The following is a 23,637-nucleotide window of genomic DNA, read 5'->3' on the forward strand; positions in this document are numbered from 1 at the left end:
AAAAAGTCGTTGTCCACAGGCCCCGGAGAAGATTCTTCGAACCATTTTCTGTGGGTGGTCTCGAGACAGTCGCAGAGCGACTTCCTCAACCAGCGAAGGGTGCCGGGCGGGGTGGTTCCGAGACGGACGCTGAGCGACTTCCTCAACCACCGAGCCACCAAGGACCCGGTGTTCGCGCATCAAAAGCACACGGTTCGCGCATCAAGAACACACGGTTCGCGACAGGCGGAGGACGAGCTGGCGGGTTCGTCGTACGCGCATCACCGTGCGGTGCGCGGCTCCCCAACCAGCGAAGGGTGCCGGGCGGGGTGGTTTCGAGACAGTCGCTGCGCGACTTCCTCAACCAACGATCGGCTGCACGAGGTCATCAGCTGCCGGAGGAGCCGAGACGGTCGGCGACGAGGGCTGCGAGCTCGGCGTGGACGATGTCCGGCGTGACCGCGTCGGCGACCTTCCCGCGCACCAGTGCGGCGATCACCACGGGCTCGCCGCGAGGGTTCCAGGCCACACCGACGTCGTTGTTGCTGCCGTAGTCGCCGCCACCGGTCTTGTCGGCCAGGATCCACCCCTCCGGCAGTCCGGCCCGGAACCTGTTGTCCGAGGTCTGGTTGGCCAGCATCCAGTCGCGCAGGGTCGCCCGGTCCCGCCGCGACAGGGTGTCGCCGACGAGCAGGCCGGCGTACGTCCGCGCGATCGCGGCCGGAGTCGTGGTGTCGCGCGGGTCTCCGGGCAGGGCCGAGTTGAGCTCGGTCTCCCACCGGTCCAGCCGGGAGACGCCGTCGCCGACCGACCTCAGGAACGCGGTCAGCCCGCGCGGGCCGCCGATCTCACGCAGCAGCAGGTTGCCTGCCGCGTTGTCACTGAAGCGCAGGGCGGCGTCGCAGAGCTCGCGGATCGTCATGCCGTCGTCGACGTGCCTGCCGGTCTCCGGGGTGTGACTGATCAGGACGTCGGCAGGTGGGTAGAAGACCCGCCGGTCCAGGGTCTCCCCGCGGCGATCGTGGTCGCGCAGCACGGCCGCTGCCGCCAGCGCCTTGAACACCGAGCACATCGCTGCCGGCGCGTCCGCCCGGTGCTGCATCGTCCTGCCGCTGGGGAGGTGGGTGGCAGAGAGGCCGACCGTCACGTCGTACCGCCGCTCGATGGCGGCCACCTCGCTCACCCGGTCACCGCGCCCGGCGGTGGTGGCAGGCGCGGCACCACTCGCGGGCAGCCAGCCCGACGCGGCCAGGGCGAAGGGGGCAACCGCACCCGCCTTGAGCAGGGTGCGGCGGTGTGGCGGATTCATGGCAGACGGGTTCGGTGCAGACGGGTTCGATGCAGACATGGCGGCCTCCCGGGATGGATGTGTGGCCCCACGGAACCGGACGGCGGCCACCCGTGTCCAAGACGGTTCGGCTACTGATCCATGCGTTGTCGCTATGGTTCCCGGGTGGATCTCGTGGCTCATCTCAGGGCGTTCGTGGCGGTCGCCGACGAGCGCAGCTTCACCCGGGCGGCGGACGCGTGCGGCGTCCCGCAACCGGTCGTCAGCCGGCGGGTCGCGGCGCTCGAGAAGCACTTCGCCGGTGCCCTGCTGCGTCGTACGTCGCGCGAGGTCGAACTGACCCCGTTGGGCCGCAGGCTCCTGCCCCATGCCGCGGACCTGATCGCCCGCGCCGACCACCTCCAGGACCTGGCTCGCCGGCACGACACCCAGGTGGTCGTGGGGCTCCCCCGCGACGCCGATCCGCGCGGCCTGGTCACCGCCCGCAGGGCCGGTGAGCGCGCCGGCGTGGACGTCGACTTCGTCGAGCTCGATCCGTCAGAACGCCATGCGGCGTCCAGGAGCGGCCAGGTGACCGTCGCGCTCACGGCCTGCCCCGCAGGGGAGGGAGTGATGACAGCCGAGCTCGGCGCCGCCACCAGCGGCGGCGCCATCCGCGGACGGCGCGTGCACCTCGACCAGCTGCGTCGGCAGGGACCGGCCGACCGGGCTCCCGTCCTGCACCTGCATGCCGAGGACGACGTGCCATGGATCCGCGACCGCGTCGTCCGTGCGGCACGGGCCAGCGGTCTGGCACCGCACCAGCTCCGGATCGGAGCCGGTCGGACCGAGAGCGTCACCGCGGCCCTCGACCTCGGCGACGTCATCGTCTGTACGCCGGGTTGGGCGGCCCGGCACGACCTGCGGTGGCGGTCCCTGGGCGGACTCGAGCTGGTGCGGAGCTACGCGTTCACCAGTCAGCCGGACGCCACGTTGCCGGCCGGCATCGAGGTGCTCGAGAAACCGCTGGCTGATGCCCTGGGACTCACGTGAGCGGCGCGGCGAGCTCGGCGTACGGGTTCTCCGGCGAAGCCGTCGAGGTGGCCCACGAGATCAGGCAGGCATGGTCGGAAGCCGGACTGCGGGGCGCGTTCAGTGCCCGCAACCTCGACACTGGTGAGGAGCTGGGCTTCGAGCCCGACCTGCCGTTCCCGCTGGCGTCGGTCTCCAAGGTTCCGCTGGCCCTCGTCGTCCTCGACCTGATCGCCTGCGGAGAGCTTGACGCCGAACGCCAGGTGACGTTGGACCCGAAGGACCGGACTCCCGGCCCCACCGGGATCTCGTCGTTCCGTCACCCGACGTCGGTGGCCGTGGAGGACCTCGTGCTCCTCATGCTGACCGTGAGCGACAACGCCGCGGCCGACGCGCTCTTCGAGATCACGCCGCCGGCGGCGGTCGCCGACAGGCTGGCCGCGTGGGGCTGCACCGGGATCCAGGTGCGTCACCCGATCCGGACCTTGTACGACGCGGTCAGCGCGGCCTCGTCCGACGACCCGGTGCTGGCCCTCGAGCTCGCGATACGCGCCACCACGGGCGGCGGCGGCCACGTCCTTCCCGCCCTCGACAGCGGCACCGCGACCTGCGGCACCTCGCGTGGACTGGTCGACCTGATGGACAAGGTCTGGAATGACCGCGTCAGCGTGCCGCCCGCGACCGCACGACTGCGCGAACTCCTCGGAGGCCAGGTCAACGGAGCCAGGCTCGCCTCGGGTCTGTCCTCCGACCTGGTGCGGGTGCACAGCAAGACCGGGACCTTCCTCAACCTCCGACACGAGGCCGGGACGATCTGCTCCTCGGCCGGGGACCGCATCGCGGTGGCGGCGCTGACTGTCTCGACGGTGCCGTCGAGGGTGCAGCCCGAAGCAGAGCGTGCCATTGCGCTGGCCGGGCGGGCGGCATTCGAGGTGCTCCGGTTCTAGTGCGTGGTTGACTCGGGGCATGGAGCCCGTGGCTGCGGCGTTCGAGGCGGTGCCACGAGCCGGATTCCTGCCGGCCCGGGCGCGCCGGCGTGCGTCGTACGACGGACCGATCCCGATCGGGGAGGGACAGACCAACTCCCAACCCCGCACGGTGGAGGCGATGCTCGAGCTGCTCGACGTACGCCGCGGCCAGCACGTGCTCGACGTCGGCGCCGGGTCGGGCTGGACCACTGCCCTGCTGGCGCACCTGACCGGGCCGACCGGCCGGGTGCGGGGAGTCGAGCTGGTGCCCTCGATCACCGCATGGGGACAGCGGAATCTCGAAGGGGCGGCAAAGCCGTGGGCGAGCATCGAACCTGCCGAGCCCGGCGTCCTCGGCCTGCCCCGGCACGCGCCGTACGACTGCATCCTGGTCTCGGCCGAGCCGGCCACGCTGCCCGACGAGCTGGTCGCACAGCTGGCCGACGGCGGGCGCATGGTCATCCCGGTGTCCGGCGTGATGCTGCTCGTCGTGAAGCGCTCGGACGACGTCGACGTGACCAGGCACGGCTACTACCGTTTCGTGCCGCTGAAGTAGGTCAGCCCGGACGGTCGACCTGGGCGGCCAGGTGGTCGGGTGCCATCAGGCAGAAGGAGTCGACCAGCAGCTCACGCACCTCGGTCCAGTCGGAGTCCTCGTCGATGATCATGCCGATCACGTCACGGCCCCAGCCGGCCCGGAAGTACGGCGCACCGAGGTGCTCGAACGCCGCGACCTCGTCGGGCTCGCCCCGGAAGACGATGCGGAAGAGCTGGTCCTCGCCGCCGAAGACGTGCACCACGGTGTTGCCGCCGACCCGCCAGCGCACGCCCACCCACGCGTCCTCCTCGTGGATCCGCGGGAGCGGGTCGAGGATCGCGCGCAGGCGTTCGAGCATCCACGTCGGGACGAGCGGGCGCTCCTTCTTGGCCATGGCACAAAGCCTGCCATGCGCCGCCGACAGCCGATCAGACGTCCCGAGTCATCGGAGGACGATCAGAGGCCCATCATGCGGCCGACGATCTCCTTCATGATCTCCGTGGTTCCTCCGTAGATCGTCTGGATGCGGGTGTCGAGGTACGCCTTGGCGATCGGGTACTCGCTCATGTAGCCGTAGCCGCCGTGCAGCTGGAGGCAGGCGTCGACGGTCTTCTTCTGCAGCTCGGTGGTCCACCACTTGCCGGCGGCGGCGTCGTCGATGGAGAGCGTGCCGGCGTTGAGCTCGGTGATGCAGCGGTCGACCCACACCTGGGCGATGCGTGCCTCGGTCTCGAGCTCGGCCAGCGTGAAGCGGGTGTTCTGGAACGCCGAGATCGGCTTCCCGAAGGCCTTGCGCTCCTGCACGTAGGCGACGGTCTGGTCGATCACCGAGCGGCAGGCCGCGGCAGCGACGACGCACAAGGTGAGGCGCTCCTGCGGGAGCTTCTCCATCAGGTAGATGAAGCCCTTGCCCTCTTCGCCCAGCAGGTTCGCGACCGGGACCTTCACGTTGTCGAAGAACAGCTCGGCGGTGTCCTGCGCCTTGAGGCCGATCTTGTCGAGGTTGCGACCGCGCTCGAAGCCCGCCATGCCGCGTTCGAGCACGACCAGCGAGATGCCCTGGGCGCCGGCCTCGGTGTCGGTCTTGCAGGCCACCACCACGAGGTCGGCGTTGATGCCGTTGGAGATGAACGTCTTGGACCCGTTGACCAGGTAGTAGGGGTCGCCGTCATTGGTGACCAGCTTGGCGGTGGTCGTCATGCCCTGCAGGTCGGAGCCCGCGCCGGGCTCGGTCATCGCGATCGCGGTGATCGTCTCGCCGGTGCAGAACTTCGGGAACCAGCGCGCCTTCTGCTCGTCGTTGGCGTAGGAGAGAAGGTAGCCGGAGACGAGGTCGGTGTGCAGTGCGAAGCCGACACCGCTGGCGCCGATCCTGGTCAGCTCCTCCTGGAGGATGGCGTTGTAGCGGAAGTCCTGCACCCCGCCGCCGCCGTACTCCTCCGGCATCATGAAGCCGAGAAGGCCGAGCTCGCCGGCCTGCTCCCACAGCTCACGCGGCACGATGCCGGCGGTCTCCCACTCCTCGTGGTGAGGGACGACGTGCTTGTCGAGGAAGGCTCGGACGGTGTCGCGGAACGCGTCGTGATCGGCGTCGAAGATGTTGCGCTGCACGGTGATTCTCCTGAAACGGTGGGGGTTTTGGGGGTCAGTAGGACTTCGGCAGGCCCAGGGAGTGCATCGCCACGAAGTTGAGGATCATCTCCCGCGAGACCGGGGCGATCCGCCCGAGCCGGGCAGCGACCAGCATGTTGCCGAGGCCGTACTCCTGGGTGAGGCCGTTGCCACCGTGGGTGTGCACCGCGACGTCGGTCGCATTGCAGGCCACCTCGCCGCCGGCGTACTTGGCCATGTTGGCGTACTCCCCGGCGGCCATGTCGTCGCCGGCGTCGTAGAGCGCCGCGGCCTTCTGCCACAGCAGCCTGGCCTGCTCGAGCTCGATCTTGATCTTCGCCAGCGGGTGCGCGATGCCCTGGTGGGCGCCGATCGCCTGGTCCTTCCAGACCGAGCGCTCCTTGGCGTAGGCCACCGCCTTGTCCAGGGCGTAGCGGGCCATGCCGCAGGAGAACGCGCCGCCCATGATCCGCTCGGGGTTCAGGCCCGCGAAGAGCTGCCACAGGCCGCCGTCCTCGTCACCGACCAGCGCGTCTGCGGGCACCCGCACGTTGTCGAGGAACAGCGTGAACTGCTTCTCCGGTGCCTGCCACGACATCGGGATCGGCTGCTTCTCGAAGCCTTCGGCGTCGGTGGGTACGACGAACAGCGCGGGCTTGAGCTTGCCGGTCTTCGCGTCCTCCGTGCGCGAGACGATCAGGACGGACTGCGCCTCGTCGACCCCGGAGATGAAGGTCTTCTGTCCGTTGATCACCCAGTGGTCACCGTCACGGGTGGCCGTCGTGGTGATCTGGTGGGAGTTGGAGCCGGCGTCGGCCTCGGTGATGCCGAACGCCATCAGGTGCGAGCCGTCGGCGATCCCGGGCAGCCACTGCTTCTTCTGGTCCTCCGTGCCGCAGCGGGTGATGATCGACCCGCAGATCGCGGGAGAGACCACCATCATCAACAGGGGGGCACCGGCCGCGGCGCACTCCTCGAGCACGGACGCGAGGTCGGACATGCCGCCGCCACCGCCGCCGTACTCCTCGGGGATGTTGACGCCGAGGAATCCGTTGCGGCCCATCTCGAGCCACATGTCCGTCATCTTGCCGCCCTCGCGGGCCTGCTTCTCGACGAACTCACGACCGTACTTCCCGGCCAGCTTCGCGACCGCCTCGCGCAGCGCGACGCGCTCCTCGGGTTCGCTGAACATGGTCTGGGTGGGGGCTGCCTGGTTCATGCGTTCTCCTCCTGGGTGACGTCATCGGTCGAGACGACGGCGAGCACCGCGCCCGCCTCGACCTGCTGCCCCGTGGTGGCGGCCAGCTCGGTGATCGTGCCGGCGCTCGGCGCGACGATGGTGTGCTGCATCTTCATGGCTTCCATGACGAGGATCGTCTGGCCTTCGATGACCTCGTCGCCGATGGCTGCGCTCAGCGAGATCACGCTGCCCGGCATCGGCGCCAGCAGCGATCCCTCGGCGACCTGGTCGGCCGGGTCGGTGAAGCGCGGCTTGCGTCGGAGCCCCACGTGGCCCAGTGACGACTCGACGTCGACCCGGTCGCCGTCGGTGTGGATCGTCAACCTGCGTTGGACTCCGTCGACCTCGAGCCGGACGACGTCGGGCCGCGCCTCGAGCACGGACACGTCGTCACGGTCCGCGAACAGATAGCTCCGGCCGCCGAACCAACGGATCTCCAACACGTCGTCCGACGGTCTGCCGTCGACGTGGAACAGGGCCCGCTGGGGATGTGCCGCGACGTTGCGGAACCCGGCCGGGATCCGCCGCTGCACGGGGCGGGCCTCCCGATCCCGCTCCGCAAGCGCGATGGCGGCCGCGAAGCCGCTGAGCTCGACCGCTCCCGGGCGTCCCGAGGCCGTCGCCAGGGAGGCCAGGTCGGCCGTGTCCAGCCAGGTGGTGTGCATCTCCGCACCGGCGAACACCGGGTCACGGAGCAGGTTGACCAACAGGTCGCGGTTGGTGACCAGCCCGTGCAGGCGGGCCTTCGCGAGAGTCCCGGCGAGCTGGCGCAACGCCTGCTCGCGGGTCGGCGCGTGCACGATCACCTTGGCGATCATCGCGTCGTAGAAGGTGCCGATCTCGTCGCCCGAGCCGACGCCCGAGTCGAGCCGGACGCCGTACGACGTCGGCCCCTCGAACTCGGCCACCACCCCGGGCACCTCGAAACGGGCGATGCGTCCGCTCTGGGGCTGGTAGTCGTGGGCGGGGTCCTCGGCGTAGAGGCGAACCTCGACCGCGTGGCCGTTCGGCGGGCCGACCTCGATGTCCGGCGAGTGGCCCTCGGCGACCGCGATCTGCAGGGCCACCAGGTCGACGCCGTGGACCGCTTCGGTGACCGGGTGCTCGACCTGGAGCCGGGTGTTCATCTCCAGGAAGTAGAACCGGTCACGCGCGGGGTCGTGGAGGAACTCCACGGTTCCCGCGCCGCGGTAGTCGATCGCCTCGGCCGCGGCCCGGGCCGCGTCGTGCAGCGCGGTGCGGGTCGCGTCGGGAAGCGCCGGGGCCGGTGCCTCCTCGATCACCTTCTGGTGACGACGCTGCACCGAGCAGTCGCGTTCGCCGAAGACAAGGGCGCGCTCGGGGGTGCCGAGCACCTGGACCTCGATGTGGCGGCCGTTCTCGACGTACGGCTCGACGAACACGGTGCCGTCGCCGAACGCCGACTGTGCCTCGCTCTGCGCCCGCTCGATCTCGCCGGGAAGCGCGTCGAGCGAGCGGACGATCCTCATGCCGCGACCGCCACCGCCGGCGGAAGCCTTGACCAGCAGGGGCAGGTCAGCCTCGGTCGCCGTCTCGGGCGTGAAGTTGCCGAGGACCGGGACACCGGCGGCCTCCATCAGCTTCTTGGACTCGATCTTCGAGCCCATCTGCTCGATGGACGACGGGTCGGGGCCGACCCAGGTCAGGCCGGCCTCGGTCACCTGTCGGGCGAAGGCGGCGTTCTCGGAGAGGAAGCCGTAGCCGGGGTGGATCGCGTCCGCGCCGGCCCTGCGGGCGGCCTCGATGACCAGGTCGCCACGCAGGTAGGTCTCGGCGGGCGTGTTGCCCGGCAGCCGTACGGCGGCATCCGCGTCATGCACGAACGGCATGTCGGCGTCGGCGTCCGAGTGCACGGCGACGGTCTCGATGCCGAGGTCCCGGCAGGTGCGGAACACGCGTCGGGCGATCTCGCCCCGGTTGGCCACGAGCAGTCGATTGATCACAGTCGGAACACCCCGAAGTTCATCTCGCCCTCGATGGGCTGGTTGTCGATCACGGACAGGCAGATGCCCAGCACGGTGCGGGTGTCGCGGGGGTCGATGACTCCGTCGTCGTAGACCATGCCGGAGAGGAAGTAGGGCATCGACTGCTCCTCGATCATGCCCTCGACCATCTTCTTGATCTCCACGAAACCTTCGGCGTCGAAGACCTGGCCCTTCTTCTCCGCGGACTCGCGGGCCACGATCTCCATCACCCCGGCCAGCTGCTGGGGTCCCATCACCGCGGACTTCGCACTCGGCCAGGTGAAGAGGAACCGCGGGTCGTAGGCCCGACCGTTCATGCCGTAGTTCCCGGCGCCGTACGACGCGCCCATGATCACCGTCAGGTGCGGCACCTTGGAGTTCGAGACCGCGTTGATCATCTGGGCGCCGTGCTTGATGATGCCGCCCTGCTCGTAGTCCTTGCCGACCATGTAGCCGGTGGTGTTGTGCAGGAACAGCAGCGGGGTGTCCTTCTGGTTCGCCAGCTGGATGAACTGCGCTGCCTTCTGGGCCTCCTCGCTCATCAGCACGCCGCGGGCGTTGGCGAGGATGCCGATCTCGCGACCGTGCAGCCGGGCCCAGCCGACGCACAGCGACGAGCCGTAGAGCGGCTTGAACTCGTCGAACGGCACCGCGTTGTCGGCACCCGTGCCGTCAACGATGCGCAGGATCGCCTCGCGCGGGTCGAAGGGCTCCTTCAGGTCGGTCGGGATCAGGTCGAGCAGGTCGTCGGGGTCGAGGTCCGGCTCGGCGTACGCGGTGTCGGCGTACGCCGCCTTCCTCCAGTTCAACCGGGCCACCACGCGTCGTGCGATGCGCAGGGCGTCGTGCTCGTCGAGGGCCAGGAAGTCGGAGGAGCCGGAGATGCGCGAGTGCATCTCGGCACCACCGAGGGACTCGTCGTCGGTCTCCTCCCCCGTCGCCATCTTCACCAGGGGCGGGCCGGCCAGGAAGACCTTGGCCTGCTCCTTGACCATGATCACGTAGTCGCTCATGCCGGGCACGTAGGCACCGCCGGCGGTGGAGTTGCCGAAGACCACCGAGATCGTGGGCTGCTTGCGGGCCGAGGCCCGGGTCAGGTCGCGGAAGCCGCGGCCCCCGGGGATGAAGATCTCCTTCTGCGTCGGCAGGTCGGCACCACCCGACTCGGTCAGGTTGATCATCGGGAGGCGGTTGCGCTCGGCGATCTCGCCGGCCCGGAACGACTTCCGCAACGACCACGGGTTCAACGCACCGCCCTTCACCGTGGGGTCGTTGGCGACGATCATGCACTCGACGCCCTCGACCACGCCGATGCCGGTGACCAGTGAGGCGCCGACCGCGAAGTCACTGCCCCAGCCGGCCAGCGGCATCAGCTCGAGGAAGGCCGAGCCCTCGTCGACCAGCAGGTCGACGCGTTCGCGGGCGGTGAGCTTGCCGCGTTCCTTGTGGCGGGCGATGTACTTGCCGCCTGCCTCGACGGCCTTGGTCTGCTCGGCGTGCAGGTCGGCGATCTTCGCCAGCATCGTCTCGCGCCGGTCCGGTGCGACGTCCGCGGTCATGACGCGTAGCCCAGTAGACGGGCGGCCAGGTCGGTCAACACTTCGGTTGCTCCTCCTCCGATGGGCAGGAGCCTGGCGTCGCGGTAGTGCCGCTCGACCTCGGTCCCGTGCATGTAGCCGGTGCCGCCGAAGAGCTGCACCGCTTCGTTGGTGACGTCCACGGCGGTCTCGACCGCGGTCTGTTTCGCCAAGCAGGCTTGGGCGATGACGTCTTCTCCGGCGACGTGACGGGCCGCGACGTCGAGCGTGTAGGTGCGGGCCACCTCGACCTGGCGGTGCATCTCGACCAGCTTGGCCCGCACCACCTGTCGCGAGATGAGCGGCTTGCCGAAGGTCTCGCGCTCACGGCAGTACGCCGCGGCGAGGGCCAGCGAACGTGCCGCGTGGCCGTAGCCCATCAACGCCAGGAAGATGCGCTCGACGACGAACTGCTCGGCGATGTAGTAGAAGCCCTGGTTCTCCGCGCCGACGAGGTTGGCCGCCGGCACGCGCACGTCGACGTACGACAACTCGGCGGTGTCGGAGCAGTGCCAGCCCATCTTCTTCAGGCCACGGGTGACGGTGAAGCCCGGCGTGCCCTTCTCGACGACGATGAGCGAGATGCCGCCGTGGCCCGCGTCGCCGGTGCGTACGGCGGTGGTCACGAAGTCGGCACGCACTCCCGAGGTGATGAAGGTCTTCGCGCCGTTGATCACGTAGTCGTCCCCGTCGCGCACGGCCCTGGTCGTGATGCCGGCGACGTCGGACCCACCGCCGGGCTCGGTGACGGCGAGCGACCCGATCAGCTCACCGGCCAGGGTGGGCCGGGCGAAGCGGTCGATGAGGTCGGGCGATCCGTTGGCGATGATGTGGGGCAGCGCGATGCCGTGCGTGAACAGCGAGGCCATCAGCCCACCCGAGGCACCGGCCTCCATGAGGCCCTCCTGCAGGGCGCACGCATCGAGCAGGTCGCCGCCCTGGCCACCGGCGCTCTCCGGATAGCCGACGCCGAGCACGCCCTGCTTGGCCGCGGCCAGGTGCAGGTCGCGCGGCAGCTCGCCGGCGTCCTCCCACTCCTGGAGGTGCGGCATGATCTCGCGACGGGTGAACTCGGCGGCCGACTCCTTGAGCGCCGCGCGCTCCTCGCTCCACATCACAGCAGGGCCTCCTCGATGCTGACCATCCGTGACCGCACCCATTCGCCCAGCCCCTTGGCCTGTGGGTCGAAGCGGGTGGACGAGGCGACGCCGTCGCCGAGCAGCCCCTTGACCAGCACGTTGACCGCGCCGAGGTTGGGCAGCATGAAGACCTCGATCTCAAGGCCGTCGGCCTCCGGCACCAACTCGCGCAGGCGCTTGGCGGTGATGAGTTTCGTCAACCAGGTCACGCGATCTGCATATTTCGGCGAGCCGTCGTTCGCGATCCACAGCCCGAGGTTGGCATCGCCGCCCTTGTCTCCGGAGCGGGCATGGACGAAGGTGCCGAGCGGCATGCGGCGGGTCAGGTTGTCCGAGGGCGCGGGGTACGGCGAGGGTCGCTGGCCGCCCTCGACCTCGACGTCGTGGGTCTTGACCGGGTCGGCGATCACCTCACGCGAGCCGTCGGCGTGCACGACCGTGTGCTCGACCAGCGCGCGGTCGACGTACGCCGGTCGGTAGACGCCGAAGGGCGTGGGCGCACCGGGAGGGCCGGTCATGGTGAAGCCGGGGTAGGACGCCAGCGCGAGCTCGACGGCAGAGGAGGTGAACGGCTTGCCGACCGGACCGGCCGAGGGGTCCTTGGCGGTGCAGCGCAGCAGGCAGGAGGCGCTCTCCTCGGTCTCGGCGTCCGCCTGGGGGTGGGACGTGCGCGACCACACCACCTCGGCCGGCGGTGACGCCTTGAGCGAGGTGGTCATCTGGTCGCGCACCCAGTCGGCCTTGGCATCGATGTCGAGGCCGGTGAGCACGAACTCGACGGTGTTGCGGAAGCCGCCGAGCTCGTTGACGCAGACCTTCAGCTTCGACGGAGGGGCCTCGCCGCGGACGCCGCTGATCGCCACACGGTCGGTGTCCTGCTGGGTGAGGGTGATCGTGTCGAGGAGGGCGGCCACGTCGGGGTTGAGGTAGCGCGTCGACTGGATCTCGTAGACCAGCTGCGCGGTCACGGTGTCGACGGTGACCGCGCCACCGGTGCCGTCGTGCTTGGTGATCACGCACGAGCCGTCGGCCTCCAGCTCGGCGATCGGGAAGCCGAGCGGCGTGCCGGTGTGGGGCAACGACCGGAACCCCGAGAAGTTGCCGCCGGTGGCCTGGGTGCCGCATTCGATGACGTGTCCGGCGACGACCGCGCCGGCCAGCTCGTCGTAGGACTCGGGCGTCCAGCCGAAGGCCGCGATGCCGGGGCCGACCACCACGGAGGCGTCCGTGACCCGGCCGGTGACGACGATGTCGGCGCCCTGCTCGAGGGCGCGGGCGATGCCGAAGCCGCCGAGGTAGGCGTTGACGGTGAGGGCGCCCTCCGAGATCCCGATGTCGCGGCCGCGAAGGTCGTCACCCTCGACGTGGGCGATGTTCGGGTCGAGGCCGAGACCGCTCGCGACCTCGCGCAGCCGGGCGGCGAGCCCGGCGGGGTTGAGGCCGCCGGCGTTGCTGACGATCTTCACGCCACTCTCGAGGGCCAGTCCCATGCACTCCTCGGCCTGGCGCACGAACGTGCGCGCGTAGCCGAGGGACGGGTCCTTCATGGTGTCCTTGCCGAGGATCAGCATGGTCAGCTCGGCGAGGTAGTCGCCGGTCAGGTAGTCCAGCCGCTTCTCAGCTGCCCCGGCGCCTTCCAGCATCTCCCGCATCGCGGAGAGGCGGTCTCCGTAGAAGCCGGAGCAGTTGCCGACGCGAATCATCGTGCCTTCCTTCCCTCGCCGGGCTGGCCGGCGAAGCACTGGGCGACGTCGAGCCACTGGTCGGCGTCGGTGCCGGTCGCGACGAGATCGGTGTCGGCGCGGTTGACCCGCTGGGTGACCAGCAGGCAGAAGTCGATCGCCGAACCGGTGACCCGTTGGGCGGCCTCGGCCGGGCCGTAGGTCCAGGACTGGCCGCTCGGCGAGGTGAGCTCGACGCGGAACTCCTCGGCGGGCGGGGTCAGGTCGTTCGCGGCGAAGGAGAAGTTGCGGGTGCGCACGCCGATGTGGGCCACGTGCACGATGCGGTCGGTGGGCTCGGGCTGCCGGGTGATGGAGCCGATCGAGATCAGGGCGTCGTACACGTCGAGCGAGTGCGCCCAGGTCTCCATGAAGCGGGCCGTCGCCATCGAGGTCGGCGACATCGGCGGGCCGTACCAGGGGATCTTCTCGCCCTCGGGCACCGAGCGCAGGGCCGCGCCCAGGGCCGCGCGACCCGCGCGCCACCTGCCCAGCAGCTCGGACGGCGGCACCTTCGCACCGTCGAGGGCTGCGCTGTCGACCACGTTCTGCGGGTCGGCGATGGCCTCGAGCACGAGCTCGTCCCACCGCGCCTTGTCGGTCGCGGCAGCGACGGACGCCTCATCGGTCCATGCCAGGTGGGAGATCTGGGTCGCGACGTCCCAGCCGGCGGCCGGGGTCGGCATGCGCCACTGCTCCTCGGTCAGGCCGGCCACGTGGTCGTCGAGCTCGGCGCTCTGCGCCTCGAGATCGGCCAGGACCCCGTCAAGTACGTCGCTCACTTCTGCTCCTTGAGGATCGTGTCGAGCTGGTCGGCCCAGCGGTCGAGGATGCGACCACGCCGGCGGGCGTCGTCCGAGATCGTGTCGGCCAGGCCCAGGCCGCGGACCAGGTCGAGGGTGGCCTGAACCAGCTCGCGGTTGCCGGGCACCGACTCGTCGATGCCGAGCAGCTCGACGGTCAGCCGGTGCGTCTCGCGGCCGACCCGTTGCTCGAGCGGCCCGACCGATTCGAGCAGGCCGGGGTCGGTGCGGGCGGCCACCCAGAGCTCGAGGGCAGCGGTGAACACGGGGCTGGTGAAGTGGTCACCCAGCATGCTGAGCACCGCGCGGGTACGCCGGGCGCCACGCGGCAGCCCCTCGGCCGCAGCGGCGAGCTCGAGCCCACGCTTCTCGGTGAGGTGCTCGACGGCGGCCAGGACCAGGTCGTTCTTCGTCGGGAAGTGGTGCAGCTGCGCACCCCGACTCACGCCCGCCCGACGAGAAACCAAGGTCGTCGAGGTGCCGCTGAAGCCGACCTCGACCAGGCACTCGACGGTGGCCTCCAGCAGGCGCTGGCGCATGACACGCGTTCGCTGCTCCTGTGGCACGCGGGTGGTGGTCATGCAGTCACCATGCACCCCTGAGCAACAAACAGTCAAGCCTGACTTTTAGTTGCTGAGACGGTTCGGCACTGCCCTCTGCACAGTCACGCCGGGGTCGAACTCAGGCTGACTGCCAGAGCCCCATGATGTTGCCCTCGACGTCCTTGAAGTAGGCCGCGAAGCCCATCTCACCGACGGCCTGCTTGCCCAGCACCGTGCTGCCGCCGAGGGACTCGATCTTGGCCAGCGACGCCTCGATGTCGGGCACGTCGATGACCACGACCGGGCCCTCGGTCGGGCTCTCGCGGCGCATCATGCCGCCGTTGATGAAGCCCGGCTCGGTGGGTCCGGTCTCGCCGGACGGCCCGGTGGTCGCCATCGTGTAGGACATCTCCGGGATGTCGAGCAGCTCCCAGCCGAATGCCTCCGCGTAGAAGGCCCGCGCCCGGTCGCCCTCGCCGTACGGAATCTCGAAATGCACCACGCGTCCGCTCATGTCTTCAGACAGTACGCGACACTCGAAGCATGACGAAGACGATTCTGATCACCGGTGCCAGCTCCGGACTGGGCGCCGAGATGGCCCGCCAGTTCGGCCACCTCGGCTACGACCTCGCCCTGTGCGCCCGGCGCCTCGAGAAGCTGGAAGACCTGCGCGCAGACATCATCGCGAAGCACCCGGACCGCCGGGTCGAGATCCGCCAGCTCGACGTGACGGACGACGACCAGGTCTTCGAGGTCTTCCGTGGGTTCGCCGCCGACTTCGGCACCATCGACCGCATCGTGATCAACGCCGGCCTCGGGAAGGGCGCACCCCTCGGCACCGGCCGGTACGCCGCCAACCGCGAGACGGCGATGACCAACTTCGTGGCCGCGCTGGCGCAGTCCGAGGCGGCGATGGAGATCTTCCGCGCCCAGGACGCCGGGCACTTCGTGATGATCTCGTCGATGTCCGCGATGCGCGGCATGCCCAAGGCGATGACGACGTACGCCGCCACGAAGGCCGGGGTGGCCCATCTTGCCGAGGGCCTCCGCACCGAGCTGCACGGCAAGCCGATCAAGGTGTCGGTGATCTACCCCGGGTTCATCGCCTCGGAGATGAACGAGAAGGCCGAGCACAAGAACCCCCTCCAGGTCTCCACCGAGAAGGGCGTGAAGGCGATCGTGCACGCCATCGAGAAGGAGAAGGACTCCGCCTGCGTGCCGCCGCTGCCGTGGGCCCCGATGAGCGTGGTCATGAAGCACGCACCCCTGCCGGTGCTCAAGCGGATGATCTGACCTGGGTCAGCGCCGCGTCTGCACGAAATCGCTGCTGACGGCACGGAAGGCGACCGTTTCGTGCAGAACCATCCGGCTGTCCCGACACGTCGGTGCTCACCGTCGTCCTTCCTGCTCGGGGCCTGTGGATGAGCACCACACGCCGGCCGGCAAAGCCGTCAGGCTTGCCGGATGAGCGCGCACAGGTGGAGCGTCCGATGCAGCCCGCCGCGGGGTTTGGTGGCACCCGTCCCGGTCGATCCGCAAGGACTGACCGGCCCCACCCCCGGCGCCGCCCGTGGTCCCAGGTGGCGGGTCACCTCTCATGGCCTCTACGTCCCGGCCAACACCCCTATCGGCGTGCCCGAGCAGCGCATCATCGAACAGTCTGCACGCCTGCCACCCGGCGGTGCCGCCACCGGCTGGGCGGCCTGCCGACTTCACGGCGCGAACTTCCTCGACGGCTTGGGCGCCGACGGCCTGGCGGAGGTTCCGGTCCCACTGGCCATCGGCCCGACCGGGAACATCCGCGACGACGCGAGGGTCACGATCAGCCGTGAACGCCTCACTCCTGATGAAGTCACCCGCGTGGTCGGCATTCCGGTGACACGGGCCGAGCGGGCCGTGTTCGACGCCGTGCGCCTGGCGCGGACTGATCGGGATGCGGTGGCCGTGCTCGACACCTGTGTCGCGGCCGGCATCACCTCGATCGAGCGCGTGTCGACGTACGTCGACAGGCATCCCGGCTGGAAGCGCATCGCCAGGGCCCGGTTCGCGTGTCTTCACGCCAGGGAGCGCGCCAGGTCTCTGGCAGAGACGGCGCTGCGCCTGATCGCCGAACTCGACGCCGGCCTGCCCCGCCTCCACGTCAACTGCCCCGTCCACGATCGATCCGGCCGCCTGCTGGGGTTGGCCGACCTGCTCGACGAGGAAGCCGGCCTGGTCATCGAGTTCGACGGCGCCGACCACCGATCCCGGCGGCAGCACACTCGCGACACCCGGCGCGACGAGGACATGCGCGGCGTGGAACTCGAGGTGACCCGGGTGACCGGGACCGACCTTCGAGACACCGGGCTGGTGGTCGACCGGCTGCAGCGGGCACGCTCACGCGCAAGGTTCCTGCCACCTGGACAACGCCGCTGGGAGGCCCGCCCCGTGCCTGACTGTGCCGAGGCCGAGCTGCGCAGAGCGGAGGTGCTCGCGGAGGTCAACGCCGAAATGCGCGCCGCGCAGCCATGGACCCAGAGACCGGGATGAGCTCCCCTGCTCCGAGTCTGCACGAAATCGCTCTCCGTCCACCTGTGACCGACGATTTCGTGCAGAAAGCCACGACCCGCAGTCGGCACGGGGCCCCAGATCAGCGCTGGGGGAACCGCAGGCCGACCATCTTGGCGAACCGCGGGGAGATGATCTTGGTCCAGCTCAGCGACAGGTGCGCCTTGTCGCGGAAGGTCACGACGTCCCCGACGACCAAGGGGCAGCGCCCGTCGACGCAGATCAGGTCGGTGGTCGGCACGTAGTCGGCGGTGGTGCCCTCGAGGGCGTCGCGGGTGAGCGCGTTGGAGGTGATCTCGAGGCTCTTGGCCGGAGCCGTGCACGACTCCATCGTCGCGTCGACGTCGGTCACGCAGTCCTGCGGCTCCCAGGGGATCTTCGGGATGTCGCCGAGCACCTTGATGTTCGGCGTGATCGAGGAGAGGTCCTCGACTGTCTCGCGGACCCCCGACTCCCAGTCCTCCTCGGGCGTCGAGCTGTCCATGAACAACATGCCGCGGTGTGCCAGCACGATCCCGTCGGGCTGGATCTGCTCGATCTGGCCACGCGCCCAGTCCCGGAACTCGGGGCAGCTCGGGAACGCCTCCCCCTTGTTGGACTGGGGCACGTCGTACGGCGCGCAGCCGACCTTGATCAACGGGATGACCTTGAAGCCCTGCTTCCTTCCCATCGCGTCGAGTGCGGGCATCCACATGCCTGCGTGCGAGTCGCCGTACATCACGACTGTCTTGTCGGCGTCGAGGTCGCCGGCCGGGCAGAGCTTGGTGGTCGGGTCGTCGAAGCTGGCGTAGCAGGGGAACGGCTCCTGCCAGATGTCGCGGCCGAGCAAGTCCCCGTTGACCAGCTCGGGCGGCAGCGGGGCCCCGTCGTCGGCGAGCTTGAGCGAGTGCCGCAGCGCCTTGGTGATGTTGCGCGGCTTCGCCTCCTGGAGCGCCTCGGGGTGCTCCTGGTAGTACCGCTGGGCCGCTTCGCGGCTCTTGGCCAGCTCGCCCTCGCTGTACTGGTTGGAGGCCATCGCGGTGCCGGCGACCAGGGCCAGCGAGACCGGCCACAGCACCAGCGACCAGCGGCCCCGCACCATGCGCACCTTGCCGTGCTGGAACGGCTGCTCGACGAAGAAGTAGCTGAGTTCCGAGAGCACGAGGGTGAGCACGAGCAGGACGGCCGTGCCGGCGATGCCCTCGGGCACGTGCTTGTCGCCGATGATCAGCACCGGCCAGTGCCACAGGTAGATCGAGTAGGACAGGTCGCCGATGTGGCGCAGCGGCTGCAGCCCGAGGAGCCTGCTCGGGCCGACCTCCTTGCCGGTGCCGGCGGCCAGCAGGGCCGCCGTGCCGAGCACCGGGACGAGGGCCAGCCAGCCGGGGAACGGGGTGATGTCGGTGAACGCCAGCGAGGCGACCAGCACGAGCCCCAGGCCGACCACGAAGAGCGTCACCCGGTGTCCGTCGCGCAGCCGGTTCAGCACGGGCGTGAGTACGGCGACCAGGGCGCCGGTGGCGAGCTCGAACGCGCGGGCCACGGACGAGAAGTAGGCGTCGACCGGCGCCTGGTTGGTCTGCCAGACCGACCAGACCAGCGACACCAGCCAGATCAGTGCGAGCACCACGAAGATGGTGCGGCGCGAGCTGCGCAGGAACACCAGCAGCATCAGCAGCAGCGGCCAGACCAGGTAGAACTGCTCCTCGACCGCCAGTGACCAGTAGTGCTGCATCGGGGACGGGTCCTGGCTGGCGAAGTAGTCCGTGCCGATGTCGGCGAAGTGGAAGTTGGCCAGGAAGACCGCCGACCAGAGGGCGTCGTCGACGACCACCTTGAGACGGGTCAGCGGCTCGGTCAGGGCGGTGAAGACGGTGATCGCGACCAGCACGATCGTGGCGGCCGGCAGGATCCGGCGGGCCCGGCGGGCGTAGAACCCGGGGATGCTGATCCGGCCCGATCGTTCGGACTCCTTGACCAGCAGGCCGGTGATCAGGAAGCCGGAGAGGACGAAGAATACGTCGACCCCGACGAACCCGCCGTCGAAGAACGGGAAGTGGCTGTGGGCCAGCACCACGAGGCCGACGGCGATGGCCCGGAGTCCCTGGATGTCGGCACGCTTCGCGTGGGCCTTCGTCTTCTCCCCGTCGCCTGACACCCGCCTTTTATACCCGACGAGGCCCGGCCCAACCGATTCAGCGAGGCCGATCCAGGGCCACCGATTCAGCGATAGGTGAGCCCGTCACCCTCCAGGTGACAGTGCTCGTTGAACGAGACCAGGGTCGCGCCCCGGCCACCGACCACCACCTTGGTCACCGAGGAGTTCACCACGACCTTGTTCAGCTGGCCCCAGATGCCGGCGTACGACGAGGCGGGAAGATCGGGCGCCGCCGCGGCGAGCAGGCCGGAAGCCGCGAGGGAGACGGGACCGCCGGAGGTGAAGACCACGGCGGTGCCCCCGGATCCGATCCGGTCGATGGTGCGCAGCAGTGCCTCGTCGACCCGGGCGGCGAAGGCCGGGAAGGACTCCTTGTACTCCGCGTCGAACTCGCCGGAGGTCCAGCGTGCGGTCGCGATCTCGAACCACGCCTGGAACTCGGCCCGGGTGGGCTCACGATCACCGGACGGGCTCGGCTCGGAGGCCAGCAAGCCGAGATGGTCGAACTCGTTCCAGTCGGCGTCCTCGAAGGTCTCGACCGAGCCCCAACCGGCCGCCTCGATGGCCGCTTCGGCAGTCTCCCGGTGCCGGCGCATGTCACCGTGCACGACCAGGTCGGGCGTCGGGACGCGCCGGCCGAGCTCGAGGCCGAGCAGCCGCGACTGCTCCCAGCCCAGGGGTGAGAGCACGTCGTAGTTCTCGGTGCCCCACGAGGCCTGTCCGTGGCGCACCAGCAACAACTGACCCATCAGGCCATGACCTCCTGGCAACGGTGCTCGAGATATCTGGCCGCGTCGCCGAAGACGGCATAGGCCTCATTGGTGGTCTGGCCGTGGAAGTAGCGGTAGTAGATCTGCTGGGCGATCACCGCGAGCCGGAACAGCCCGAACACCTCGTAGAAGCGCCACCGTTCGGGCGTCATGTCGATGCCCGTCTGCGCGCAGTAGTGCTCGACCAGCTCGGCGCGGGTCCACATGCCCGGGGCCGTGGTGGGCTGGCGGCGGAACATCTGGAAGAAGTCGTCGTCGCCGGCCTCCACCCAGTACGCCGTCGCACCGCCGAGGTCCATCAGCGGGTCGCCGAGGGTGGCCATCTCCCAGTCGAGCATGCCGATCACCTTGAGCGGGTCGTCGGCGTCGAGCACGAGGTTGTCGAACCGGAAGTCGTTGTGGATCACGCAGGTGCCGACGTCGGCGGGCTGGTGTTCGTCGAGCCAGGCCATCACGGCCTCGAAGTCGCCGACGTCTTCAGTGCGGGCTGCCCGGAACCGCGTTGACCAGCCGCTCACCTGTCGTGCGACGTACCCCTCGCCCTTGCCGAAGGCGGCGAGGTCGGGGCGGGTGGCGTCGACCCGGTGCAGGTCGATGAGGACGTCGACCGCGTTCCGGCACAACGTGGCGACCTGGTCGGGCGCCAGCGTCAGGTCGTCGGGGAAGTCCTGCCGCAGGATCGTCCCGTCGAGCCTGTCCATCACGTAGAAGTCGGAGCCGAGAACGGACTCGTCGTCGCATAAGCCGACCATCGCCGGCACCAGCGGGAACACGGGCGCGAGCGCCGACTGGATCCGGAACTCGCGGCCCATGTCGTGGGCGCCGGCCGCCTTGCGACCGACCGGGGGCCGCCGCAGGATCAGGTCACGGTCGGGGTAGCGCAACAGGTAGGTGAGGTTGGAGGCACCACCGGGGAACTGGCGCACCTCGGGGTCGGCGGCAACGGTCTCGCGGAACCCGTCTGCGGCATGGGCGCGCAACCATGCGGAGACGGCTGCCACGTCGAAGGAGTCCTCGTCACGAACGGGTCGGGCCGGATTGCCCGCGTCGCTGTCGGTCACGTCATCCCATCTGGTCGAGTCGGGCGGCCTGCTTGCGCATGACGGCGTCGTACGCCGCGCGGTCATTCTGCTTCAGGTCCACCGCACCTCGGGCCGCTTTGTCCGGAATGATGACATCTTCTCCGCGATCCATCCCCTCGAGCACGGCCCGCGCGATGTCATCGGCGGTGAACGGCGAGTTCTCCACGAGCTGTGACATCACCGCGCCGAGCGCGGTGTCGGCGCCCTGCAGGCCGTCCATCAGGTTGGTCCGGAAGTAGGACGGGCACACGACCGAGCAGCGCACGTCGTACGCCGCGAGCTCGTGCCCGGTGGTCTCGCTGAGCGCCACCACGGCCGCCTTGACCGCGTTGTACGACGCCATCCCGGCCGGGTGGACCAGGCCCGCGAGGGAGGCGACGTTGACGATGTGGCCCGAGCGCTGGGCCTTGAACATCGGCACGAACGTGCGCGTGCCACGCACGACACCGAAGAGGTTGATGCGGGTGATCCACTCCCACTCGTCCATCGTGGCGACGTCGAGACGGCCACCACCCGCGACGCCTGCATTGTTGACCAGCACGTCGAGCCCGCCCCACTCGCGCTCGACCCACGCCAGCGCGGCAGCCCAGTCGTCGTCCGACGTGATGTCGAGCTTCAACTCCGCTGGTCGAGTAGGGCGCTCCACCCCCTCCGCTGGTCGAGGAAGGCGCTCCACCCCCTCCGCTGGTCGAGTAAGGCGCTCTGCGCCTGTATCGAGACCCCGCACGTCGAGATCCGTCGCCAGCACCCGGTCCCCCCGGGCGGAAAACGCCGAGACGAGCGCGGCGCCGAGCCCCGAAGCAGCCCCGGTGACCAGCACCCGCCGGCCCGGTCCGGCGCTCATGCGTACTTGCCCAGCTCGAGGCGGGCCACCATGCCGCGGTGCACTTCATCGGGCCCGTCGGCCAGGCGCAGCGAACGGGCCGAGGTCCAGGCCGCGGCCAGCATGAAGTCGTCCGAGAGACCGGCACCGCCGTGGATCTGCATGGCGAAGTCGATGACCTGCTGCGCCATGTTGGGCGCGGCCACCTTGATCTGACTGACCTCCGAGAGCGCGTTGAGCGGGCCGCCCTGGTCGAGCTTCCACGCCGCGTCGAGCACCAGCAGCCGGGTCTGGTCGATGGCGATGCGGGCATCGGCGATGCGCTCGCGGTTGCCGCCCAGGTTGGCGATCGGCTTGCCGAACGCGGTCCTCGCCAGACCCCGTCGGCAGGCGGCTTCGAGGCACGCCTCGGCCAGGCCGATCAGGCGCATGCAGTGGTGCACCCGGCCAGGGCCGAGCCGGCCCTGCGCGATGCCGAAGGCCTCCCCCGACCCGGAGATGATGTTCCCGACCGGCACGCGCACGTCGGTGAACGACACCTCGCCATGACCCAGCGGCTCGTCCTGGATGCCCATCGTGGAGAGCATCCGCTCGACCTTCACGCCTGGGGTGTCACGGGGCACGAGCACCATCGTGTGCCGGTGGTGGCGGTCCGCGTCGGGGTCGGTCAGCCCCATGAACACGATGATCTTGCACTCGGGGTTGCCGATGCCGGTGGTGAACCACTTGGTGCCGTTGATGACGACCTCGTCGCCGTCGACGATCGCGGTGGCCTCCATGTTGGTCGCGTCGGAGGACGCGACTCCGGGCTCGGTCATGCCGAACGCGCTGCGGATCTGACCGTCGAGCAACGGCTCGAGCCACTGCTCACGCTGCTCGCCGGTGCCGTAGCGCAGCAGCACCTCCATGTTCCCGGTGTCGGGCGCATTGCAGTTGAAGACGAGCGGCGCGATCGCGGAGCGCCCGGTCAGCTCCGCGATCGGGGCGTAGTCGACGTTGGTCAGCCCTTCGCCGCCGTCAGTGCCGAAGCGGGCGGCGTACTCCCCCGCGTGCTCCTTGGGCAGGAAGAGGTTCCACAGACCTTGCGCGCGGGCCTTGCCCTGCAGCTCCTTGAGCACGGGCAGCGGCGTCCACGGGTCGCCGGTGCGTCGCAGGTCGGCGAGCTCTCGGTGGTAGTCGCCCTCGATCGGCGTGATCTCGTCACGCATGAACGCGGCCACTCGCGCGGTCAGGTCGGCGGCACGGGGCGTCGGTGAGAAGTCCATGCCGGGAAGGTACCGCGACTGCCATCATGTCCACTATGCGCTCACGTCTCGCGGTCGGCAGGTTCGCCGCCGTACTCCTGCTCGGCCCCGTCCTGATGGGCGTGGCCGGGTGTGGCGGCGACGACCCGACCACCCTCGACAAGGACGAGGAGAAGGCGGCCCGGGCGTTGGCGATCGAGTTCCAGGGCAGGAACCCCACCGACTTCGCCCGCGACGCCGGCATCTGCCTCGGCAAGCGCATGGTCAGCGACCTCGGCACCGCCAAGCTCATCAAGGGCGGTCTGCTGAAGCGGAACCTCACCGTCAACACCGCCCAGGGCGGCCTGACCGACCGCGAGGTCGCCCGTGGGTACGCCGACGCGGTGATCGCCTGCCGCGACGTCCGTGGCGAGATCGAGAGCCGCCGCGACCGCTACCCGAAGGCGACCGACAAGGACATCACTGCGTACGTCGACTGCGTCGAGGCGATCGACGACGACGTGCTGCGCAACGCGATCGTGGCAGCGGCCCTGAAGAGCGACGACTCCACGGTCGCCACCGACTACCTCAAGCAGACCCGCGCCTGCGCCAAGAAGCTGGGCCCACCCAAGGCCCGCTGATGCACGACGGCC

At 69.7% G+C, this 23,637-nt stretch carries 22 protein-coding genes; 6 read left to right on the plus strand and 16 right to left on the minus strand.

The window, feature by feature from the left end; translation table 11 throughout:
• Positions 1 to 367: 367 nt before the first annotated feature.
• Entirely contained in the window at positions 368 to 1,288 is a 921-nt protein-coding gene (bla, locus tag ASH02_RS16780; RefSeq protein WP_056679605.1) for a class A beta-lactamase, read from the minus strand.
• 153 nt (positions 1,289 to 1,441) lie between these two features.
• Between bla and ASH02_RS16785 the strand changes: the two genes are divergently transcribed.
• Genes ASH02_RS16785 through ASH02_RS16795 form a run of 3 tightly spaced genes read left to right on the plus strand, consistent with a single transcriptional unit; the run spans position 1,442 to position 3,802 of the window.
• Positions 1,442 to 2,299: a LysR family transcriptional regulator gene (locus tag ASH02_RS16785; protein ID WP_162254253.1), complete on the plus strand. Its 858-nt coding sequence runs from the start codon at positions 1,442 to 1,444 to the stop codon at positions 2,297 to 2,299.
• Entirely contained in the window at positions 2,296 to 3,225 is a 930-nt protein-coding gene (locus tag ASH02_RS16790) for a serine hydrolase (protein WP_056679600.1), read from the plus strand. The genes ASH02_RS16785 and ASH02_RS16790 overlap by 4 nt, the downstream gene beginning before the upstream one ends.
• Before the next feature lie 19 nt (positions 3,226 to 3,244).
• Positions 3,245 to 3,802 (plus strand): protein-L-isoaspartate O-methyltransferase family protein, encoded by a 558-nt coding sequence (locus ASH02_RS16795; RefSeq protein ID WP_056679597.1) that lies wholly within the window; start codon positions 3,245 to 3,247, stop codon positions 3,800 to 3,802.
• A 1-nt stretch (position 3,803) separates the two neighbouring features.
• Here ASH02_RS16795 and ASH02_RS16800 read toward each other — a convergent pair whose 3' ends face one another.
• The 10 genes from ASH02_RS16800 to ASH02_RS16845 all read right to left on the minus strand — a co-directional run bounded on the left by ASH02_RS16800 (position 3,804) and on the right by ASH02_RS16845 (position 14,916).
• Positions 3,804 to 4,178, minus strand: coding sequence for an MmcQ/YjbR family DNA-binding protein (locus tag ASH02_RS16800; RefSeq protein ID WP_056679594.1), 375 nt, complete (start codon positions 4,176 to 4,178; stop codon positions 3,804 to 3,806).
• Between the two features lie 62 nt (positions 4,179 to 4,240).
• Positions 4,241 to 5,395 (minus strand): acyl-CoA dehydrogenase family protein, encoded by a 1,155-nt coding sequence (locus ASH02_RS16805; RefSeq protein WP_056679592.1) that lies wholly within the window; start codon positions 5,393 to 5,395, stop codon positions 4,241 to 4,243.
• A 34-nt stretch (positions 5,396 to 5,429) separates the two neighbouring features.
• A complete protein-coding gene (locus ASH02_RS16810) occupies positions 5,430 to 6,614 on the minus strand; it encodes an acyl-CoA dehydrogenase family protein (protein WP_235532535.1) in 1,185 nt (394 codons plus the stop codon).
• Positions 6,611 to 8,599, minus strand: a complete 1,989-nt coding sequence (locus ASH02_RS16815; RefSeq protein ID WP_056679589.1) for an acetyl/propionyl/methylcrotonyl-CoA carboxylase subunit alpha — start codon at positions 8,597 to 8,599, stop codon at positions 6,611 to 6,613. The genes ASH02_RS16810 and ASH02_RS16815 overlap by 4 nt, the downstream gene beginning before the upstream one ends.
• A complete protein-coding gene (locus tag ASH02_RS16820) occupies positions 8,596 to 10,179 on the minus strand; it encodes an acyl-CoA carboxylase subunit beta (RefSeq protein WP_056679586.1) in 1,584 nt (527 codons plus the stop codon). Before ASH02_RS16820 ends, ASH02_RS16815 begins: the two co-directional genes overlap by 4 nt.
• The gene (locus ASH02_RS16825) at positions 10,176 to 11,312 is read right to left on the minus strand and encodes an acyl-CoA dehydrogenase family protein (RefSeq protein ID WP_056679583.1); all 1,137 of its coding nucleotides are present in this window, start codon (positions 11,310 to 11,312) and stop codon (positions 10,176 to 10,178) included. Before ASH02_RS16825 ends, ASH02_RS16820 begins: the two co-directional genes overlap by 4 nt.
• Complete coding sequence (locus ASH02_RS16830) at positions 11,312 to 13,039, minus strand: acyclic terpene utilization AtuA family protein (protein ID WP_056679580.1); 1,728 nt, start codon at positions 13,037 to 13,039, stop codon at positions 11,312 to 11,314. The genes ASH02_RS16825 and ASH02_RS16830 overlap by 1 nt, the downstream gene beginning before the upstream one ends.
• Positions 13,036 to 13,839, minus strand: coding sequence for a TIGR03084 family metal-binding protein (locus ASH02_RS16835; protein WP_056679577.1), 804 nt, complete (start codon positions 13,837 to 13,839; stop codon positions 13,036 to 13,038). Before ASH02_RS16835 ends, ASH02_RS16830 begins: the two co-directional genes overlap by 4 nt.
• Positions 13,836 to 14,441 (minus strand): TetR/AcrR family transcriptional regulator, encoded by a 606-nt coding sequence (locus tag ASH02_RS16840; protein WP_056679574.1) that lies wholly within the window; start codon positions 14,439 to 14,441, stop codon positions 13,836 to 13,838. The genes ASH02_RS16835 and ASH02_RS16840 overlap by 4 nt, the downstream gene beginning before the upstream one ends.
• A gap of 100 nt (positions 14,442 to 14,541) precedes the next feature.
• Complete coding sequence (locus ASH02_RS16845; RefSeq protein ID WP_056679571.1) at positions 14,542 to 14,916, minus strand: VOC family protein; 375 nt, start codon at positions 14,914 to 14,916, stop codon at positions 14,542 to 14,544.
• A 29-nt stretch (positions 14,917 to 14,945) separates the two neighbouring features.
• Between ASH02_RS16845 and ASH02_RS16850 the strand changes: the two genes are divergently transcribed.
• Together ASH02_RS16850 and ASH02_RS16855 are read left to right on the plus strand one after the other, a co-directional pair.
• Positions 14,946 to 15,695, plus strand: a complete 750-nt coding sequence (locus ASH02_RS16850) for an SDR family oxidoreductase (RefSeq protein WP_056679569.1) — start codon at positions 14,946 to 14,948, stop codon at positions 15,693 to 15,695.
• A 339-nt stretch (positions 15,696 to 16,034) separates the two neighbouring features.
• Positions 16,035 to 16,931, plus strand: coding sequence for a hypothetical protein (locus ASH02_RS16855; protein ID WP_056679566.1), 897 nt, complete (start codon positions 16,035 to 16,037; stop codon positions 16,929 to 16,931).
• A gap of 100 nt (positions 16,932 to 17,031) precedes the next feature.
• On the opposite strand, the gene ASH02_RS16860 is transcribed toward ASH02_RS16855, so the two are convergent.
• The 5 genes from ASH02_RS16860 to ASH02_RS16880 all read right to left on the minus strand — a co-directional run bounded on the left by ASH02_RS16860 (position 17,032) and on the right by ASH02_RS16880 (position 23,026).
• Positions 17,032 to 19,086 carry an acyltransferase family protein gene (locus ASH02_RS16860; protein WP_056679563.1) on the minus strand — a complete coding sequence of 685 codons (2,055 nt, stop codon included), beginning with the start codon at positions 19,084 to 19,086 and terminating at the stop codon, positions 17,032 to 17,034.
• 65 nt (positions 19,087 to 19,151) lie between these two features.
• A complete protein-coding gene (locus ASH02_RS16865) occupies positions 19,152 to 19,835 on the minus strand; it encodes a histidine phosphatase family protein (protein ID WP_056679560.1) in 684 nt (227 codons plus the stop codon).
• The gene (locus ASH02_RS16870) at positions 19,835 to 20,917 is read right to left on the minus strand and encodes a phosphotransferase family protein (RefSeq protein WP_056679557.1); all 1,083 of its coding nucleotides are present in this window, start codon (positions 20,915 to 20,917) and stop codon (positions 19,835 to 19,837) included. Before ASH02_RS16870 ends, ASH02_RS16865 begins: the two co-directional genes overlap by 1 nt.
• Before the next feature lies 1 nt (position 20,918).
• Positions 20,919 to 21,782 carry an SDR family NAD(P)-dependent oxidoreductase gene (locus ASH02_RS16875; RefSeq protein WP_056679554.1) on the minus strand — a complete coding sequence of 288 codons (864 nt, stop codon included), beginning with the start codon at positions 21,780 to 21,782 and terminating at the stop codon, positions 20,919 to 20,921.
• The gene (locus ASH02_RS16880) at positions 21,779 to 23,026 is read right to left on the minus strand and encodes an acyl-CoA dehydrogenase family protein (protein WP_056679551.1); all 1,248 of its coding nucleotides are present in this window, start codon (positions 23,024 to 23,026) and stop codon (positions 21,779 to 21,781) included. Before ASH02_RS16880 ends, ASH02_RS16875 begins: the two co-directional genes overlap by 4 nt.
• Positions 23,027 to 23,061: 35 nt before the next feature.
• On the opposite strand from ASH02_RS16880, the gene ASH02_RS16885 reads away from it, so the two are divergent.
• The gene (locus ASH02_RS16885; protein WP_056679548.1) at positions 23,062 to 23,625 is read left to right on the plus strand and encodes a hypothetical protein; all 564 of its coding nucleotides are present in this window, start codon (positions 23,062 to 23,064) and stop codon (positions 23,623 to 23,625) included.
• The last annotated feature ends 12 nt before the right edge of the window (positions 23,626 to 23,637 follow it).

The organism is Nocardioides sp. Soil796 (genome assembly GCF_001429525.1).
In the GTDB taxonomy this organism is placed as follows: domain Bacteria; phylum Actinomycetota; class Actinomycetes; order Propionibacteriales; family Nocardioidaceae; genus Nocardioides.

Coding starts and splice junctions, on each gene's coding strand:
- ASH02_RS16800 (WP_056679594.1), bottom strand. CDS start 4,178: ATGGCCAAGAAGGAGCGCCCGCTCGTCCCGACGTGGATGCTCGAACGC.
- ASH02_RS16875 (WP_056679554.1), bottom strand. CDS start 21,782: ATGAGCGCCGGACCGGGCCGGCGGGTGCTGGTCACCGGGGCTGCTTCG.
- ASH02_RS16810 (WP_235532535.1), bottom strand. CDS start 6,614: ATGAACCAGGCAGCCCCCACCCAGACCATGTTCAGCGAACCCGAGGAG.
- ASH02_RS16865 (WP_056679560.1), bottom strand. CDS start 19,835: ATGGGTCAGTTGTTGCTGGTGCGCCACGGACAGGCCTCGTGGGGCACC.
- ASH02_RS16840 (WP_056679574.1), bottom strand. CDS start 14,441: ATGACCACCACCCGCGTGCCACAGGAGCAGCGAACGCGTGTCATGCGC.
- ASH02_RS16795 (WP_056679597.1), top strand. CDS start 3,245: ATGGAGCCCGTGGCTGCGGCGTTCGAGGCGGTGCCACGAGCCGGATTC.
- ASH02_RS16830 (WP_056679580.1), bottom strand. CDS start 13,039: ATGATTCGCGTCGGCAACTGCTCCGGCTTCTACGGAGACCGCCTCTCC.
- ASH02_RS16885 (WP_056679548.1), top strand. CDS start 23,062: ATGCGCTCACGTCTCGCGGTCGGCAGGTTCGCCGCCGTACTCCTGCTC.
- ASH02_RS16820 (WP_056679586.1), bottom strand. CDS start 10,179: ATGACCGCGGACGTCGCACCGGACCGGCGCGAGACGATGCTGGCGAAG.
- ASH02_RS16845 (WP_056679571.1), bottom strand. CDS start 14,916: ATGAGCGGACGCGTGGTGCATTTCGAGATTCCGTACGGCGAGGGCGAC.
- bla (WP_056679605.1), bottom strand. CDS start 1,288: ATGAATCCGCCACACCGCCGCACCCTGCTCAAGGCGGGTGCGGTTGCC.
- ASH02_RS16825 (WP_056679583.1), bottom strand. CDS start 11,312: ATGTGGAGCGAGGAGCGCGCGGCGCTCAAGGAGTCGGCCGCCGAGTTC.
- ASH02_RS16880 (WP_056679551.1), bottom strand. CDS start 23,026: ATGGACTTCTCACCGACGCCCCGTGCCGCCGACCTGACCGCGCGAGTG.
- ASH02_RS16850 (WP_056679569.1), top strand. CDS start 14,946: ATGACGAAGACGATTCTGATCACCGGTGCCAGCTCCGGACTGGGCGCC.